Origin of the sequence: Pseudomonas sp. WC2401, assembly GCF_041200115.1 — a bacterium.
GTDB classification, from domain to species: domain Bacteria; phylum Pseudomonadota; class Gammaproteobacteria; order Pseudomonadales; family Pseudomonadaceae; genus Aquipseudomonas; species Aquipseudomonas fragi.
In genome coordinates this window covers 3,843,010-3,857,965 of the sequence record NZ_CP165623.1, presented here as the reverse complement: position 1 = coordinate 3,857,965, position 14,956 = coordinate 3,843,010, and the positions used below count along the sequence as shown (strand labels likewise).

Here is a 14,956-nt window from a genome sequence, read left to right as displayed (position 1 = left end):
TTCCCTGAACTCAAACGCCGTATGGCGTCAGGGCTTGTCTGCAGGTTGTTAAAGAGCGTTCCGGTTACCCGAGCCCTGTTGGGGCCTGTCGAGCCAGTTTGGCTACTCGACGAGGCAAAGATAAGCCAATGCCTATTTTGTGTAAATAGGCATTAGCTAATTATTTTCCTGTGGACGTGAAAAAGCCCGCGTTGGCGGGCTTCAGTTTGTTGCTGGAAACAGGTGCTCGGTTGGCTGGTTTAGCCAGCCAGGCGGGGTTCAGCCGTACAGTTTGGCTGTCGACTTCAAGGCATCGGTATGCAGAAAAATATCGTCCAGGGTTTCTATCGGGTGCCGAGTTTCTTTTTTGTCAGCATCGAACAGGCCGAGGTATTTTTGCGCACGGTTGAAGTGGAGGCGGGCGATGGGCTTTCTGTTGTTGTCATCAAGAAGAATGCCGAAATAGCTCTGGGTGTCACGAGCAACGATGCGTTTGGCATCAACCTCGGTACGCACAATCGCTTTGACGATGTTGTAGCCTTCAGTTTCTTCTTCAGTCGTAACAATCAGATCCTTCTCTTCGTCTGCCGGGAGTTCAACCTCTGGTGTAAGAGAGGGCGTCACGGGCTGACTTGAAAACACCGGCTGAGTATTACCGCTGATAGCGGACTTGAGGCGTTCGTTAATTTGGTCACCGAGAAACTGCACTGTAGCCTTTCTGGTCAGGTGGCCGAACTGTTCGCGGACTTTTTGGGTAATGACGCCATCGTAAATTCGAGAAGCGAAAAGCCTTACGAAATCATCGTCAGGCTCATTGAATTGAGCAGCCAGGATACGTTTGATTTGGCCGACATATTTGAGCTCGCCTGCGGCACTGATGATGGAGTCCACATCAAACGCCGATTTGGTCAGTTTTTGCAGCTCAGGGATGGCGTGTTCGTCGATATTCAGGAGGTCGAGTTCTAGAAAGGGCTTCTCGTCCATTTTGTTTGGGGCGTCCAGGTCGGTGAAGAACTTGTAGACCTGGCCGTTTGTAAGAATGGAAATGCGTGCGCTTGTGACATGGAAGTAGCGGAAGAGCTGGCCGGCATGGTTGATGTTCAACGGCTCGCCGATTTTCTTGCTTTCAATGAGGATCTGAATGGCACCATCTTTCAGGATGGCGTAATCAACCTTTTCGCCTTTTTTCGTGCCGATATCGGAGGTGAATTCAGGCACTACTTCAAGCGGGTTGAAAACGTCATAACCCAGAATGGACTGGATAAAGGGCATGATAAAAGCATTTTTAGTTGCTTCTTCGGTTTGAATGGCTGCGCTCTGTTGTCGAATTTTTGCCGCTAATCCTGCGAGCTTTTCTTCAAATTCCATGATTCCCTCCACAGGGAAAAATTTTCTACAGTTTGCGAGCATTCCATGCGAGAAGAACCCTTGCCTGGATATGGACGCGTTCGAGTTGTGCGCCTTCAATCACAATTGCCGGATAAATCGGGTTGTCAGAAATCATTCTCAGCGAGCCGCCGGTCATTCGCTGCAGCCGCTTGATGAACAGGTCGCCATCCAGGGTGAAGACGTAAATCGCGTCCGTCCGAATCTCAGTGATGCCGCGATCAACGAGCAAAGAGTCACCATTACGGAAGGTGCCATCCATGCTATCGCCGTCACCATCAATGATGGCGAGGTTCTCTAGTCTGGAGTAATTGAGGCCTTGGCTTTTGAGCCAGTCAACGTGAACAGTTATATCCCGTATGACTTCGGTGTTGTGTTCGGGAGGACTTCTGCCTGGCCCCATAGATGCCGTTACATCAAGGTGGGGGATGGTGAAGAAGTTAATGTCTGCGCTCTTTCTGCGAAAGTTAATGGCAAACACGTTGCTCTCCTGATCAACATCAGTTGCTTGCACAACAGGACTCGATACAGATAGAAAATCGGATACGCGATCGCTAAGACCCCAGTGCGAGGGCTTAGCCACATCCGAGAAATAGTCCATCAGCTCCATGAGCTTGGCTTTGTCTATTCGCCCAGTCTTCACCCAACCCTGGACAGACGGAGGCGCCACGCCGAAATCTTCGGCGAGCTTCTTTTTTGAAACACCTTTGGCGAGTCGAGCTTGCTCGATGGCTGCGCCTAATTCTTTACCTGTAAGCATTGCCTAATTAAGCCTATCCGCAGGTTGAGTAGGCAATAGCTTGTCCGTGATTAGCTAATGCCTTATATTTGCCCGGCGATCTAACGGAGAACATCCATGACACCAGCACAAGCAGCTCGGGAGGCGGCCCGCATCGTAGGGAGCCAGACCGATCTGGCAAAGCGCCTTACCGTCTCAGCCCCGACTGTCAGTCAGTGGTGCTCTGGCGACCGGCCAATTCCCCCACCAAGAGCTCTGCAAATCGAAGCTTTGACAAAAGGCCAAGTAAAACGCGGTGACCTTTGCCCATCGTTTCCCTGGTCCGAGATGGTCGCGTAGTCCAGAGATTCGATTGTCAGGCCATTTGGCACAAGGGAACAGCACCTCGGATTAGCTGTTAATCCATCCAGTTACCAAATCGCAGGCAAAAAAAAGCCGGTGGCTAGACCGGCTTCTTCACAACTTCTTTCGGGGGCCATTATGTGCACCATTTGTTCATCACGCAACACCGCTGACGTGATACCTCGCCTTGCACAAATACTTGCCACGACCACCGCACAGGAGGCCGTGTAATGGCCCGTATCCGCACGATAAAACCCGAGTTCTGGACCAGTGAACAGGTCATGGAATGCAGCCCTTTGGCGCGTCTGTTGTTTATCGGCGTGTGGAATTTCTGCGACGACGCGGGCAATCACCCCATGTCGGCCAAGACCCTGAAGGCACTGGTGTTCCCAGGCGATGACATCACCTCGGCGAAAGTCGGTGAACTGCTCGCCGAGTTGTCAACGAATGGGCTGATCGATCTCTACGAGGTGTCGGGTAAAGAGTACCTGCACGTCAACGGCTGGAAGCATCAGAAGATCGACCGACCGACGATCAAGCACCCTGCATATCGACTGACTATCGACGCTGACTCGGAGAGTGCTCGACGAGCCCTCGCCGAGGAACCGCCAGAGCCTAGACGAGCCCTCACCCCCGGAAGGGAAGGGGAATGTAAGGGAGAAAACCCACCCAACGCGCACGAGACGTTCGACCCACGCGAAATGGTCGCCATGACCCTGGACTGGTTGCCAGATCCAGAAACCCTAAAAACCTATGCCGTTCACGTTGGCCTGTCTGGCGCTCTGTTCACTCCAGCCGTGATTGCCCTGTTCACCTGCCACTACGAGCCGAAGGGTGTGATCAACACCCAGGCCGAGTGGGTGAGCATGCTGGTCAAGTGGGTGCAGCGTGATCAGGTCAAAACCGCCGGAACCAACGTCAGCCGGTTCCCGGGCAAGCCCCGTTCTGACGAACCCTTTGACGATGAAAACACCGACTGGCTGCATCAGGAGGCCACCCAATGAATCAAGTTTCAGTAATCGCCACCGGCCTGTGGGCCAAGGTGCAGACCGGCCAGTTCATCGCTGCCGGTGAAAGCGAAAACATTCAGCCCGCCGCCGAGCTGTCCCAGGCCACGGCCAAGGTCATCAACGGCTTGTTCCGTGAACTGCGCTCGATCTTCCCGGCATGGAAGCAGGCTTGGCCGGATATGGCGACCTACAAAGCCGCCAAGCAGCAGTGGATGCGCGGGTTTCTTGAGGCCGGGATCTGCAGCACTGAGCAACTGCGTTTCGGCCTGATGCAGGCCCGCCAAGCTGCCAAGGACTTTGTGCCGAACGTGGGTGTGTTTATCGGCTGGTGTACGCCTACAGCAGAAATGCTCGGCCTGCCGAGGTTAGCTGCGGCCCATCGCGAGGCTTGCCGTAACGCGCATCCGTCGATGGCCGGTCAGGCCAAGTGGACCCATGACGCGGTGTGGCATACGGCCAAAGAGTGCGGTTTTGAAAACCTCAATCGGCTGTCCCACGACCTGAGCATCAAGCTGTTTGAGCGCAACTACACGATCACAGTACGCCGCATTCTGGCGGGCCTGCCGTTGCAGAAAATGCCGCTGGCTTTACCGCCACGGGCCATTGAACGCAGCGCGCCCGAAGTGGGCAACAAGGCTCTGGCGGCACTGCGGGCCATGCGTTCGGGAGGTGCTGCACATGCCTAACTTCCGCCTGGCCCCGGTTAAGCCGAGCGCCTACCGCTGGGCTGTTCACTGCTGCTCCTACAAGCTCGATTTGAGCCATAAGCCCGACCAGGCCGTGGCCCTGTTTGATCATGAAAGTGCGGCACACACGTTTGGTCGCCTGATGTGGCCAACCACTTACGAGGTTGTCGACCGGCAACCTGCGCAGGAAGGTGACTGTTGAACACCAAAATCCAAACCCTGACCGTGAAGCTGTCCGACGCCGAGATCGGGCGTAATGCCAAGCTTGAGCATGTGCGTGACCTGCGTGATGCCGGCCACCCTGCGTTGCACTTCCGGTTCTCCAAGAATCGCACCCGTGGCTCCTGGTACTTGCTCAACAAGCGCCGCTGGCACCGCATTGGCGCCTTTCCGGACTTGAGCGCCAAGCAGGTGCTGGCCGCGCTGCCGGCCGTGCGCCTGCGCGTTTCGGCTGATGCAGGCTCGACCATTTCCCAGTGGGCTACTACGGGCGAACTGCTCAACTGGTACGCCGATCGTATGGCCCGTGACCGTAGTTTGTCGGCCAAGCGCAAGAATACCGGTGCCTCGGCCATGAAGTGTCACCTGCTACCACGGCTTGGTGATTTGCCGTTGGAGGAGGTCAACAAGGCCACCCTCGACACCCTGTTTATGTGGCCGCTGCAGGAAGCCCTCTCAATCGATTATGTGCGTCTGGCGTTTCAGTTGCTGGCCCTGGCATTCCGGCAGGCGTTGAAGCTGGGCCTGATCTCGTCCAACCCGATGGCGGGAATCAAGTTCAGCGACTTCTCCAAGGCCAAGGTAGGGATCAAGCCGTCGCGTCTGCGTGGTGTGCAGTTGCAGGATCTGTTGGGCGAGCTGGAGCAGGCCATGGCGAGCAATCCGGCTGACGCCATGCTGGCCCTGATGATGCTGTGCCACGGCACCCGGATCGGCGAGACCCGGCAAGCGCGCTGGCCGCATATCAGTCTGGCCGAGCGCGAGTGGTTCATTCCGGCTGAACACACAAAGACCGGCGTGGAGCATCACCTGCCACTGACTGACCAGGTGCGCGCCCTGTTGATCCAGTACCGCGAAACCCAAACTGCCAGCGGCTATGACGGCCAGTACCTGTTCCCGGCCCGCAATGGCAAGGCGCTGAGCGAAGGGCAGGCTAGTGCCGTGTTCACCCGGTTGGGCAAGGGCGACTGGACCAGCCACGACCTGCGCAAGGTAGCCCGTACAGGTTGGGCAGACCTCGGCATCGACCACCTGATCGGTGAGCTGCTGATCAATCACGCGATGGGCCACAACGTGAAGGTGTACATCCAGTCGGACGTGATGGGCCGCAAGCGTGACGCGCTGGAGAAGTGGCACGACCATCTAGACCAGAAGGGTTTCAACCTGATCCATGGGCAGACAGGCGTTAGATTCGGAGAATCCGGTAATACGCTGGAGGCCGCTAACGGCGTGGCGTGCAGCTCTATTCAGAAAACAACCATAGGTGAGGTTTCAAAATGATGATTCGTAAAACGCTGCACCGGCCTTTGGGTGATACCGAACACATGCTTGAGCAGTGGGGCTGGTGGCGAATGGACGGGATGGGGATTCCCAGCTATGCCTCGCCAATGCTGGCTTTGATGCGTGACGCGCTGCCTTCCAGCACGAAGTCTTACACCATCACTGATGAACTGGCATGTGCTGTAGACGGGGCGTTGGCCAGGCTGTGCAAGCGTGACCAGCAGATGGGCGATATGGTCTGGCTTTATTACGGATCCAAGTGGCCGGCAGTGCGGGTAGGTCGCCACTTCAAAGTGAGTGAGATGAAGGCGCGAGAGCTGATCAAGGCGGGCGTGGCTTGGATCGACTGCGTTCTGGAGACCCTGCGTGAGGCAGCGTGAAAAGAGTTGTCCATATGGAATAGCTCTGTTTTTATAGCACCGTGTTTAGCTGTTACAGCGGGACACCACAGAGAAAGCCCGGCCATTGAGTCGGGCTTTTCAATTTTAGATAGATTGTGGCGTCTTCATAGGTAAGCAAAATAATTTAAGTTCTTGGGTTCTATGTCGATAATGTCATGTTGCCATCATATTTGGATGGGCATTATGGAAGCCAAGGAGTAACAAATGTCAGATGTGTCGTGGTATTACGCGTTAAATGGTTCGAGATGTGGTCCGTACACTCTCGAGCAGATGAGTGGTTTTTTGAGCTCTAATGATATTAACGCTGATACTAAAGTCTGGGCGGGCACTGGTGATTGGGTCAGCTTGAAAGATACTGTGCTGGCTCAAAATATTCAGCGACCGTCTGGGCCCCCACCTTTGGCAGCCTCTGATGTTGATGATCGCTTTGTATGGGCTTTGGTTGGTGTACAGCTGGTAGGCGGGTTAGTCGAGTACTTATCAGGCATCAGCATTTGGTGGGCTTTCCTCATCCTAAATATAGGTCTGTGCGTCTTCGATGAGAGGCGCTTGAAGGCTGCGGGTCATTTGGCTCCGCAAAGTTACTGGGCGCTTCTTGTTCCAGTTTATCTTTGGAAGCGTGCGTCGCTACTGAACCAGAAAAAACACTATTTTTACGGCTGGATGGCTGCATTCATTGTGTCGGTTTTGCTAAGTGTCGTTGGAGACGAGTCTGCAATTGAGGACGCGGCATGCCCTATCGTTACCGAAATCATTCACAAACAGTTCTATCAAACGTCGTCTTGTCTTGCCGTGACGATTGACGAAGAAGTGAGGAGCGGTTTTTATCTCGCCCATGCCATTCTCGATAATGGTAACGACATTGATATCACTATTGAGAAGAAAGGGGAGCAGATTTTAGTCCGCATTCCCAAGCAGTAATTACCTAGTCTGAGCCAGATCGAATCTGCTCCTAGTTGTATTTCTTGGTTTTTACAGTTCATTAAGCCTCGGCATTTGCCGGGGCTTTTTCGTTTTCGGCCCCGCCACACCCATCGCGTCAAGCTGGGAGTGCTGTCGGGGCCGAACCCATTCTGCTCCCAGCTCGGGAGGACACCGGATGCCTCATATGCCTGATAAGCCAGACACCTGGGTGATAGCGCTCGCGTGGCTGAGTCAGCACTCGCCGACGATCTATGCCGCCACACTGTCCTTTGTAATGGCGGCGCTGCGGATCATCTACGGCGGCGGCACTCGGCGGCAGGCAATGCTCGAAGCAACCATCTGCATGCTGCTCACCACCAGCCTGATTGCGGTGCTGGAGTACTTCGGCCTGCCGTCCAGCCTGGCTACACCGGCAGGCATCTGGATTGGTTTCTTGGGTGTGAAGAAGATCGCCGACCTGGCTGACCGCTTCGCTGACTTCAAGCTGCCACGGCGGTCCGAGTGATGGCCTGCAGCGGATGCGCCGCCCGGCGCGAACAACTCAACAAGTGGAAGGCGATTGCATATGAGCGAGCAGCAGAGCTCTTTGGCTGGCCTGCTCAGCCAGGTACTGGCCGAACAGATCAAGCAGACAGTGATCCTCCAGCGGATAGCAACCCAGCAGACCCAGTTGATCACAGCCTTGGCGGAAGAGGGGATTGAGCAGAACCCCGAGTCAGAGCCTCTGACCTACATGAGCGGCGCACCGCGCCATCCAGCATGAGCCGCCTCCAGACACTGGCCACACGCCTGCAACCCCAAGCCAATCGCATCGCAACCGCAGTGCCTGGGTCATGGCGCAGTGACAAGGCCACCTCGACCCAGCGCGGTTACGGCTACGCATGGCAACAGGCGCGACTGGTGCACCTCAATGCCCATCCCTTGTGCGTCTACTGCGAGCGTGATGACCGGGTGACAGCGGCCAGCGTGGTCGACCACGTCATCCCGCACCGTGGCGACATGACGCTGTTTTGGGATCGCAGCAATTGGCAATCGCTGTGCAGACCTTGCCACGATATCGTCAAAAAGCGTGAGGAATCAGCAGGTTGAACGGCCTTGCAGTGTCAATCTTTATTGTTCGTTTTGGCCACAAATATACGAATGAGAATATTTATCAATAAAGTTGTTGCAATTAATTCGCATTTGTGGTTTCGAGAATGATTCTTATTTGATTTAATGAGAATATTTCTCATTTAGTGGGGGGGGAGGGTAAAACTCCAGAGGCCTTTTGCTCCTAGACCACCCATCCCCGCACGCGCACATTTTTTCCCCTTTTCAGGAATTATTGTTAATGGCTTTAACACCCAAGAAGCGGGCATTCGTCGACGCTTTGCGGGGCGGTGCCTCAAACAAGGACGCAGCCATCGCCGCAGGCTACGCGGCGTCCAGCGCATCGGCCGCCGGATCACGGCTGGCAAAAGACCCTTACGTCATGGCCGCAATGGCCGGGACGACCTTTAACAAAAAAGTTAACAAAATTGTTAAAGCTCCAGCAGCGCAACAACCGGCTGCTGATGCGCCACAAGCAGCTGATTCCGATGACGGCCCGGGCTTCGATTTGAACAGGGCCTTGTCATTCTCCGACCCGAAAGCGTTCCTGCTGGCTGCCATGAATGACCATGAAGCCGAGGCAAAGCTGCGGGTCGATGCCGCCAAAGCGCTGATGCCCTTTATGCACCCGCGCAAAGGCGAGACCGGCAAAAAGACCGAGCGCGAAAACGCGGCGAAGATTGCCGGGGCAGGGCGCTTTGGCTCAAGCCCACCCCCATTGAAGGCGGTCAAGTAAATGCAATGGACGACTGCCTGCCCGGACTGGGAGGAAAAACTGCGCCTGGGGCAGTCGATTATCCCGCGCCCATTGTTTCCGCAGGAGGCCGAAGACGGTCTGGCGGTGTTGCGCGAACTAAAGATCGTCGACGCCCCAGGCAGCCCGACCATTGGCGAGTCCTGCGCCGAGTGGGTGTTCGACTTTGCCGGGGCGATCTTCGGTGCCTACGACTACACCACCGGGCGCCGGATGATCTCGGAATACATGCTGTGTATCCCCAAGAAGAACTCCAAGTCGACCATTGCCGCCGGGATCATGCTCACCGCGCTGATCCGCAATTGGCGCATGTCGGCCGAGTTCATCATCCTGGCCCCGACCAAGGAAATTGCTGACAACTCGTTCAAGCCTGCGGCCGATATGGTCAAGCACGACGAAGAGTTGCGCGACCTGATGCACGTCCAGCCGCACCTGCGCACCATCACCCATCGGGAAACCGGCGCCACGCTCAAGGTGGTGGCCGCCGATGGCGACACGGTGGGCGGCAAAAAGGCCGTGGGCGTGCTGATCGACGAAGCCTGGTTGTTCGGCAAGAACGTCAAGGCGCCGGACATCATCCGCGAAGCCACGGGCGGTCTAGCGTCACGGCCTGAAGGCTTTGTGATCTGGCTGACCACGCAGTCCAACGAGCCGCCTGCCGGTGTGTTCCGCGAAAAGCTCAAGTACTCCCGCGCCGTGCGTGACGGGCGTATCGATGACAACCAGTTCCTGCCGGTTGTCTACGAGTTCCCGCAGGCAATGATCAAAAGCGGCGAAGCCCGCCTGGTCGAGAACTTCCACCTGGTGAACCCGAACATGGGGTTCTCGGTGGATGAAGCCTTCCTGTTGCGCAGCTTCAAAATGGCGCAAGAAGCAGGCGAAGAAGAACTGCGCGGCTTTCTGGCCAAGCACGCCAATATCGAAGTCGGTTTGGCGCTGCTGTCCGAACGCTGGGCCGGGGCGGACTTTTGGGAGGTGCAGGGCAAGCGCCCTGGCTTGAGCTTCGATGACCTGCTGCGCCAGTGCGAAGTGATCGATATCGGCATCGACGGCGGTGGTCTGGATGACTTGCTGGGCTTTGCAGCTGTCGGCAGGCACCGAACCACCCGTGAGTGGCTGTTGTGGACGCACGCATGGGCACACCCATCTGTGCTCACCCGTCGCCAGTCCGTGGCGGCCAACTTCCACGACTTCGCCAAAGACAAAAACCTCACCTTGGTCGATCAGATCGGCCAGGACGTAGAGCAGGTGGCAAATCTGGTTTCCCGGGTTGAGCAATCCGGCCTGTTGGACAAGGTCGGGCTCGACCCGGCGGGTATCGGCGCGATTCTCGATGCCCTGGTCGAAGCCGGTGTACCCGAAGAAAAGGTTATTGGTATTTCACAGGGCTGGAAGCTGGGCGGCGCGATCAAAACCGCCGAGCGCAAACTGGCCGAAGGCACCTTGATCCACGGCGGCCAGCCGATGATGGCCTGGTGCTGCGGTAACGCCAAAGTAGAGCCACGCGGTAATTCGATTTTGATCACCAAACAGGCTTCGGGCTCGGCCAAGATCGACCCGCTGATGGCCACGTTTAATGCGGTGACGCTGCTGTCGCTCAATCCCCAGGCCCAAAGTGGCCTCGACAACTACCTGACCGATGGATTCTTTGGGCTCATCGGCTCGAACTCATAGGCTGAATATGGCTTCTCGTTGGTACAACCCACTGTCGTGGCGCATGTTTGGCTACACCGATCCGGCCTCGGGTAACTATGTTGAAGTTGACCTTGAGGTCGGAGGTAGAAAAACCAAGGCTGGTGTCCGGGTCACGACCAAGACCGCACTGTCCATCAGCATGGTCTGGTCTTGCGTAAAGATCCTGTCGGAGTCGCTTAGCGGCCTGCCTCTGAAGTTATTCGAAGACACCGACAAGGGGCGAGAATTGGTGCCCCGCAACGACCGGTCACAAAAGCTGCTGCGAAAGCCCAACCCATTCATGACCATGCTGAACTTTCTTAAGTTCGTGGTCGTAAATATGGCACTACGAGGCAATGCGTTTGCACTCATCGAGCGCAACACCCATGGCGACCCTATCGGGCTGGTGCCGCTGGACGGCAAGACAGTCTCCATTGATACCGATGACGATCTGCTCTATTGGATCACGCCAAGCAAAGGTGACCGGTTCCCGGTATCGCCGGAGAACATGCTTCATTTCAAGCTGTTCAGCCTGGACGGCATCGTCGGTTTATCGCCCATTGAACACCAAGCAGAAACCATGGGCCTTGCCTCGGCTGGGCAGCAGTGGTCTGCACGATTTATGCGTAAAGGCGGATTCACTGGCGGTTATGTCATCTACAAGCAGTTCCTTACCAAGGAACAGCAGACCCAGGTGATGGAAAAGTTTCCAGACGTTCGGAAGGCCGATGCTGACGACATCGGAAAGATGGCCATCCTTCAGGGCGACCCCACGATTGTTCCGGCAGGTATTACACAGAAGGACGCCCAGTTCATTGAGTCTCAGCAGTTCCAGGAAGAAGCACTGGCGGGCATCTATGGCGTGCCGCTGTGGCTGGCCAACCGGGCTGGCAAGACCTCGATCATGGGGTCGAACCTTGAACAGCAGCTCACCGGCTACATCACATTCGGCCTCAAGCCCTTTATTGATGCTGTCGAAGACGAGCTCAACGACAAGATCTACCGATCCACTTCCCGCTTTGTAGAGTTTGCCGTTGAAGGCTTGCTTCGGGCTGACAGCGCCGGGCGGGCTTCCTATTACAAGGCCGCTCTGGGCGGATCGGGCGGCTCCGGCTGGATGTTTATCAACGAAGTTCGCGCAAAAGAAAACCTGCCTCCCCTTGAAGGCGACGAATACAACCAGGTCACGCGTTGGGAGATGGATAGAAATGGCGAATCTTGAGGTTCCTTTTGAGCTCAAGTCAGTGGATGACGCTGGCAACTTCGAAGGCTATGCCGCGGTATTCAACAACGTGGATCTGGGCGACGACGTAATCCTGCCCGGTGCCTTCACCCGCGTGAAGACCACGCGCGGCGGCAAGCTGAAGTTGGCTCTGTATCACGACCTGACCCGGTTAGTGGGGCTTGCCGATTACACCCAAGACGATCATGGCCTTCTGGTGAAGGGCAAGATCAACCTGGCGGTGAGCTATGCGCGTGACGCCTATGAGCTGATGAAGGCCGAGGTGCTCGACAGCATGTCGATCGGCTTCAACACCATCAAAGCAGATTTCGAGGATCGCGCCGGACGCCGTGTTCGCATTATCAAGGAGGCTGAACTGTGGGAGGCCTCCTTCGTTCCGTTCGGTATGAATCCTGAGGCGCAAGTCCTCAGCGTCAAGTCTGATATCAGGCTTTTCGAGAACGCCCTGCGCGAGCGCATGGGTCTTTCTCGGAAGGAGGCGGCTACGGTCGCTTCGCTCGGCTACCCCGCACTCCGCCGTGATGGCGGCAGCGAGGCCACGGTGATCGTGGAAGAGCTGAAACAAATTTCCACGCTATTCACCCACCATTTCGGAGTATCGCAATGAGCGAAGTAAAAGAACTGAAGGATTCCCTTGAGCTGCAACTGAAGACTGGCTTCACCGGGCTGCAAGCCAAGTACGATGCGGCCATCGCTGAAGTTGAAAAGGGCAATAAGGTCACCACTGACCTGAAGAGCCAGATCGACAACCAGAAAGGCGAGTTGCAGCGCGTGATTGACCAGGTTCAGGATCTGGAGCAGAAAGGCGTCAAGCTGCGCGGTCAGCCTGGTGAGGCTAAATCCTTCATTGATCTGGTCGACACCCACGACAACTACAAGGGCTTGCAGCAAAAAAGCATCAGCATGGCCGAGATCGAAGTTACCAAGTCGGATCTTGCCGGCATGAAGGAAATGAAGGTTGGCAGTGCTGGTCTGGTGGCTCCGATTTACGACCCGGTTATCCAGCCTGGCATTCGCCAGGAGCTGCGAATCCGCGATTTGCTCACCACCATCCCCGTGACTGGTCAGAACTACACCTATTTCCGCGAGAACGTGCATACGCGAGGCGCCGCGCCAGTGGCAGAGGGTGGTCTGAAGCCGACCAGCAACGTCACGTTCACCACCGAAACAGACCGGGTGAAGAAAATCGCGGTCTGGATGCCAGCCACAGACGAGGTTCTCTCTGATGTACCTCAGATGTTCGCTTACTTGCAGCAACTGCTGCGCTATGACCTCAAGCTTGAGGAGGAAGGGCAGATCCTCAAGGGCGACGGTACCGGTGAAAACCTGAATGGCCTGATGACTCAGGCAACCAGCTATAACGCGGCCCTGAGCAAGGCGGGTGACACTGCCATTGACCTGTTGCGCCGTGCCATTTATCAGGTGCGCAAGCAGTCGCAAATGTCCGCCGACGGCGTGGTCATGACCGAGCTGGACTGGATGAACATCGAGCTGCAAAAAGACGGCGAAAACCGCTATCTGTTCGCCAACCTGCAGGGTTTGGTAACCCCAATCATCTGGGGTCGACCAGTCATCACCTCGGACAGCATGGATGAAGGCGAAGCCGATGTTGGCGGCGAGTTCCTCGTGGCCAACTTTGCACGTTCGACCACGCTGTTCGATCGCATGTCGTTCCAGTTCAAAATGGGCTTGATCAATGATCAGTTCATTCGCAACGAAATCGCGCTGCTGGTGGAAGAGCGTCTTGGCCTCGGTGTGCGCCGCAAAGAAGCGCTGGTCAAAGGCCAGTTCCCAACGGCTGCTTAAATTCCAACGCTCATGAATGGCCGGCATCTAGCCGGCCTTTTCGTTTCAGGAGAGACCATGAAAATTAAAGTGATTTGGGGCTTTGTCGGTAACGGCGCGCTGCTGGGTCATGACTCGAACAAGGTGAAAGCCGGTGCTGTTTTCGAGGACGTTGATGATGAATACGCCCACACGCTGATCGGCAAGAGCCTGGCTGTCGAACTCGATGGCAACGGTAAGCCCCGGTTGTTCAAACCCAAGGAAACCAAACCGGTCGCGCCGAAGGATGAACAGGCCGCAGCTGACAATGTTGCTGCTGATCAGGCCGCTGCAAAAGAGGCCAAGTAAATGATCGATCTGGCCCGCATAAAGCTCCACCTGCGGCTGGAAGGGGATTTGGACGATCCGCTGGTCCTTGGGTTTCTCGCCGCGGCCAAATCCCATGTGGCCATGCACTGCGACAGGGAACTGGTAGAGACAGTGCCAAACGGGCCCGATCAAATGGGCCTCACTCCGGATGTAGAACAGGCTTTGCTGCTGCTTGTAGGGCACTGGTATGCGAACCGTGAGGCCGTGGTAACCGGTGTCACGACCACAACCGTACCGCTCGCTGTCGAGCGCCTTCTTATGTACAGGAAGCGATACTGATGAGAGCCGGTCTTCTGCGGCATCAGATCGTCATCCAGCACCAAACCGCACAGCAAGACCCGGTCACAGGCGAGGTGGTAACAGCTTGGGTCGAGTTTGCGCGTGTATGGGCGGCAGTCGACCCACTCAGCGCCCGCGACCTGATTGCCGCGCAGGCCAGCCATTCCCAGGCCAGCGGACGCATCACGATCCGCTATCGCCCAGGCGTGCTGCCGACCATGCGCATCCTGCATCGCGGGCAAATCTTCACAATCATCGGTCAGCCACTCCCGGACAGAAATTCGGGCCTGGAGTACCTGACCCTTGTTGTCGCTACGGGGGTGAATGATGGCTGACGGTATGCACTTCAATATCCAGGGGCTCAATGGCGTAGTCGACAAAATGCGCACCCTGGGCCCACGACTGCAAAAGAAAGGCCTGCGTAAAGCGGCGCGGGCTGCAATGAACATTGTGCGTGACGCCGCGAAAGCCAACGCCAAGGCCATCGACGACCCGGCCACCAAAGAAAAGGTGTTCCGCAACCTGATCACTCAGGAGTCGAGCAAACAGTCCAAGCGCGAAGGCGGAGTAGTGATGCGGGTCGGCGTGCGTGGCGGCTCGGGCTCCAACCAGCACAGCAAAGACGCCTCCGGCAACCCGGGCGGCGACACTCGGCACTGGCGTTATATCGAACTCGGTACCGAACACAACCCGGGGGTACCGTTTATGCGCCCGGCGTTTTCCAGCAACGTGCAGGCGGTCACCGATCGCTTTGTCGCGGTGCTTAACACTGAAATCAACGCTTTGCTGGGGGGCT

20 protein-coding genes and 1 pseudogene are annotated in these 14,956 nt (G+C 56.4%); 19 read left to right on the top strand and 2 right to left on the bottom strand.

Features of this window, described 5'->3' with window-relative positions; all coding sequences use genetic code 11:
* Window positions 1-258: 258 nt before the first annotated feature.
* Both AB3G35_RS17530 and AB3G35_RS17525 read right to left on the bottom strand, forming a co-directional pair.
* Complete coding sequence (locus AB3G35_RS17530; RefSeq protein ID WP_048358247.1) at window positions 259-1,347, bottom strand: type I restriction endonuclease; 1,089 nt, start codon at window positions 1,345-1,347, stop codon at window positions 259-261.
* A gap of 25 nt (window positions 1,348-1,372) precedes the next feature.
* Entirely contained in the window at window positions 1,373-2,125 is a 753-nt protein-coding gene (locus tag AB3G35_RS17525; RefSeq protein ID WP_053069519.1) for a S24 family peptidase, read from the bottom strand.
* 96 nt (window positions 2,126-2,221) lie between these two features.
* Between AB3G35_RS17525 and AB3G35_RS17520 the strand changes: the two genes are divergently transcribed.
* The 19 genes and pseudogenes from AB3G35_RS17520 to AB3G35_RS17430 all read left to right on the top strand — a co-directional run.
* Window positions 2,222-2,443: a Cro/CI family transcriptional regulator gene (locus tag AB3G35_RS17520; RefSeq protein WP_074836787.1), complete on the top strand. Its 222-nt coding sequence runs from the start codon at window positions 2,222-2,224 to the stop codon at window positions 2,441-2,443.
* Window positions 2,444-2,676: 233 nt separating this feature from the next.
* Window positions 2,677-3,450 (top strand): DnaT-like ssDNA-binding domain-containing protein, encoded by a 774-nt coding sequence (locus AB3G35_RS17515; protein ID WP_133079639.1) that lies wholly within the window; start codon window positions 2,677-2,679, stop codon window positions 3,448-3,450.
* Entirely contained in the window at window positions 3,447-4,142 is a 696-nt protein-coding gene (locus AB3G35_RS17510) for a replication protein P (protein WP_019829107.1), read from the top strand. Before AB3G35_RS17515 ends, AB3G35_RS17510 begins: the two co-directional genes overlap by 4 nt.
* On the top strand, window positions 4,135-4,344 hold the full coding sequence (locus AB3G35_RS17505; RefSeq protein ID WP_369781869.1) for a hypothetical protein: 210 nt from the start codon (window positions 4,135-4,137) through the stop codon (window positions 4,342-4,344). The genes AB3G35_RS17510 and AB3G35_RS17505 overlap by 8 nt, the downstream gene beginning before the upstream one ends.
* On the top strand, window positions 4,341-5,642 hold the full coding sequence (locus AB3G35_RS17500; protein WP_369781868.1) for a tyrosine-type recombinase/integrase: 1,302 nt from the start codon (window positions 4,341-4,343) through the stop codon (window positions 5,640-5,642). The genes AB3G35_RS17505 and AB3G35_RS17500 overlap by 4 nt, the downstream gene beginning before the upstream one ends.
* Window positions 5,639-6,022: an antiterminator Q family protein gene (locus AB3G35_RS17495; RefSeq protein WP_176464626.1), complete on the top strand. Its 384-nt coding sequence runs from the start codon at window positions 5,639-5,641 to the stop codon at window positions 6,020-6,022. Before AB3G35_RS17500 ends, AB3G35_RS17495 begins: the two co-directional genes overlap by 4 nt.
* A gap of 225 nt (window positions 6,023-6,247) precedes the next feature.
* The gene (locus AB3G35_RS17490) at window positions 6,248-6,964 is read left to right on the top strand and encodes a DUF4339 domain-containing protein (RefSeq protein ID WP_095028352.1); all 717 of its coding nucleotides are present in this window, start codon (window positions 6,248-6,250) and stop codon (window positions 6,962-6,964) included.
* 178 nt (window positions 6,965-7,142) lie between these two features.
* Window positions 7,143-7,472, top strand: coding sequence for a phage holin, lambda family (locus tag AB3G35_RS17485; RefSeq protein ID WP_019829116.1), 330 nt, complete (start codon window positions 7,143-7,145; stop codon window positions 7,470-7,472).
* Between the two features lie 60 nt (window positions 7,473-7,532).
* On the top strand, window positions 7,533-7,730 hold the full coding sequence (locus AB3G35_RS17480) for a hypothetical protein (RefSeq protein ID WP_095028351.1): 198 nt from the start codon (window positions 7,533-7,535) through the stop codon (window positions 7,728-7,730).
* Window positions 7,727-8,056, top strand: coding sequence for an HNH endonuclease (locus tag AB3G35_RS17475; protein WP_095028350.1), 330 nt, complete (start codon window positions 7,727-7,729; stop codon window positions 8,054-8,056). The genes AB3G35_RS17480 and AB3G35_RS17475 overlap by 4 nt, the downstream gene beginning before the upstream one ends.
* A gap of 241 nt (window positions 8,057-8,297) precedes the next feature.
* Entirely contained in the window at window positions 8,298-8,792 is a 495-nt protein-coding gene (locus tag AB3G35_RS17470; RefSeq protein ID WP_369782754.1) for a terminase small subunit, read from the top strand.
* Window positions 8,793-10,484 (top strand): terminase large subunit, encoded by a 1,692-nt coding sequence (locus AB3G35_RS17465; RefSeq protein ID WP_369781867.1) that lies wholly within the window; start codon window positions 8,793-8,795, stop codon window positions 10,482-10,484. It begins immediately after the preceding gene.
* A 7-nt stretch (window positions 10,485-10,491) separates the two neighbouring features.
* On the top strand, window positions 10,492-11,706 hold the full coding sequence (locus AB3G35_RS17460; protein ID WP_369781866.1) for a phage portal protein: 1,215 nt from the start codon (window positions 10,492-10,494) through the stop codon (window positions 11,704-11,706).
* Window positions 11,693-12,334, top strand: coding sequence for an HK97 family phage prohead protease (locus tag AB3G35_RS17455; protein ID WP_369781865.1), 642 nt, complete (start codon window positions 11,693-11,695; stop codon window positions 12,332-12,334). The genes AB3G35_RS17460 and AB3G35_RS17455 overlap by 14 nt, the downstream gene beginning before the upstream one ends.
* Window positions 12,331-13,533, top strand: coding sequence for a phage major capsid protein (locus tag AB3G35_RS17450; RefSeq protein WP_369781864.1), 1,203 nt, complete (start codon window positions 12,331-12,333; stop codon window positions 13,531-13,533). The genes AB3G35_RS17455 and AB3G35_RS17450 overlap by 4 nt, the downstream gene beginning before the upstream one ends.
* Window positions 13,534-13,590: 57 nt before the next feature.
* Window positions 13,591-13,860 carry a hypothetical protein gene (locus AB3G35_RS17445; RefSeq protein ID WP_369781863.1) on the top strand — a complete coding sequence of 90 codons (270 nt, stop codon included), beginning with the start codon at window positions 13,591-13,593 and terminating at the stop codon, window positions 13,858-13,860.
* Window positions 13,861-14,160, top strand: coding sequence for a head-tail connector protein (locus AB3G35_RS17440; protein WP_369781862.1), 300 nt, complete (start codon window positions 13,861-13,863; stop codon window positions 14,158-14,160).
* Window positions 14,160-14,495, top strand: a complete 336-nt coding sequence (locus AB3G35_RS17435) for a phage head closure protein (protein WP_369781861.1) — start codon at window positions 14,160-14,162, stop codon at window positions 14,493-14,495. The genes AB3G35_RS17440 and AB3G35_RS17435 overlap by 1 nt, the downstream gene beginning before the upstream one ends.
* A pseudogene (locus AB3G35_RS17430) lies at window positions 14,488-14,955 on the top strand (HK97-gp10 family putative phage morphogenesis protein); the annotation flags it as partial. The gene AB3G35_RS17435 and the pseudogene AB3G35_RS17430, both read left to right, overlap by 8 nt.
* Window position 14,956: the final 1 nt, after the last annotated feature.

Coding starts and splice junctions, on each gene's coding strand:
- AB3G35_RS17495 (WP_176464626.1), top strand. CDS start 5,639: ATGATGATTCGTAAAACGCTGCACCGGCCTTTGGGTGATACCGAACAC.
- AB3G35_RS17490 (WP_095028352.1), top strand. CDS start 6,248: ATGTCAGATGTGTCGTGGTATTACGCGTTAAATGGTTCGAGATGTGGT.
- AB3G35_RS17485 (WP_019829116.1), top strand. CDS start 7,143: ATGCCTCATATGCCTGATAAGCCAGACACCTGGGTGATAGCGCTCGCG.
- AB3G35_RS17505 (WP_369781869.1), top strand. CDS start 4,135: ATGCCTAACTTCCGCCTGGCCCCGGTTAAGCCGAGCGCCTACCGCTGG.
- AB3G35_RS17465 (WP_369781867.1), top strand. CDS start 8,793: ATGCAATGGACGACTGCCTGCCCGGACTGGGAGGAAAAACTGCGCCTG.
- AB3G35_RS17530 (WP_048358247.1), bottom strand. CDS start 1,347: ATGGAATTTGAAGAAAAGCTCGCAGGATTAGCGGCAAAAATTCGACAA.
- AB3G35_RS17435 (WP_369781861.1), top strand. CDS start 14,160: ATGAGAGCCGGTCTTCTGCGGCATCAGATCGTCATCCAGCACCAAACC.
- AB3G35_RS17445 (WP_369781863.1), top strand. CDS start 13,591: ATGAAAATTAAAGTGATTTGGGGCTTTGTCGGTAACGGCGCGCTGCTG.
- AB3G35_RS17455 (WP_369781865.1), top strand. CDS start 11,693: ATGGCGAATCTTGAGGTTCCTTTTGAGCTCAAGTCAGTGGATGACGCT.
- AB3G35_RS17480 (WP_095028351.1), top strand. CDS start 7,533: ATGAGCGAGCAGCAGAGCTCTTTGGCTGGCCTGCTCAGCCAGGTACTG.
- AB3G35_RS17470 (WP_369782754.1), top strand. CDS start 8,298: ATGGCTTTAACACCCAAGAAGCGGGCATTCGTCGACGCTTTGCGGGGC.
- AB3G35_RS17520 (WP_074836787.1), top strand. CDS start 2,222: ATGACACCAGCACAAGCAGCTCGGGAGGCGGCCCGCATCGTAGGGAGC.
- AB3G35_RS17460 (WP_369781866.1), top strand. CDS start 10,492: ATGGCTTCTCGTTGGTACAACCCACTGTCGTGGCGCATGTTTGGCTAC.
- AB3G35_RS17515 (WP_133079639.1), top strand. CDS start 2,677: ATGGCCCGTATCCGCACGATAAAACCCGAGTTCTGGACCAGTGAACAG.
- AB3G35_RS17475 (WP_095028350.1), top strand. CDS start 7,727: ATGAGCCGCCTCCAGACACTGGCCACACGCCTGCAACCCCAAGCCAAT.
- AB3G35_RS17510 (WP_019829107.1), top strand. CDS start 3,447: ATGAATCAAGTTTCAGTAATCGCCACCGGCCTGTGGGCCAAGGTGCAG.
- AB3G35_RS17440 (WP_369781862.1), top strand. CDS start 13,861: ATGATCGATCTGGCCCGCATAAAGCTCCACCTGCGGCTGGAAGGGGAT.
- AB3G35_RS17525 (WP_053069519.1), bottom strand. CDS start 2,125: ATGCTTACAGGTAAAGAATTAGGCGCAGCCATCGAGCAAGCTCGACTC.
- AB3G35_RS17450 (WP_369781864.1), top strand. CDS start 12,331: ATGAGCGAAGTAAAAGAACTGAAGGATTCCCTTGAGCTGCAACTGAAG.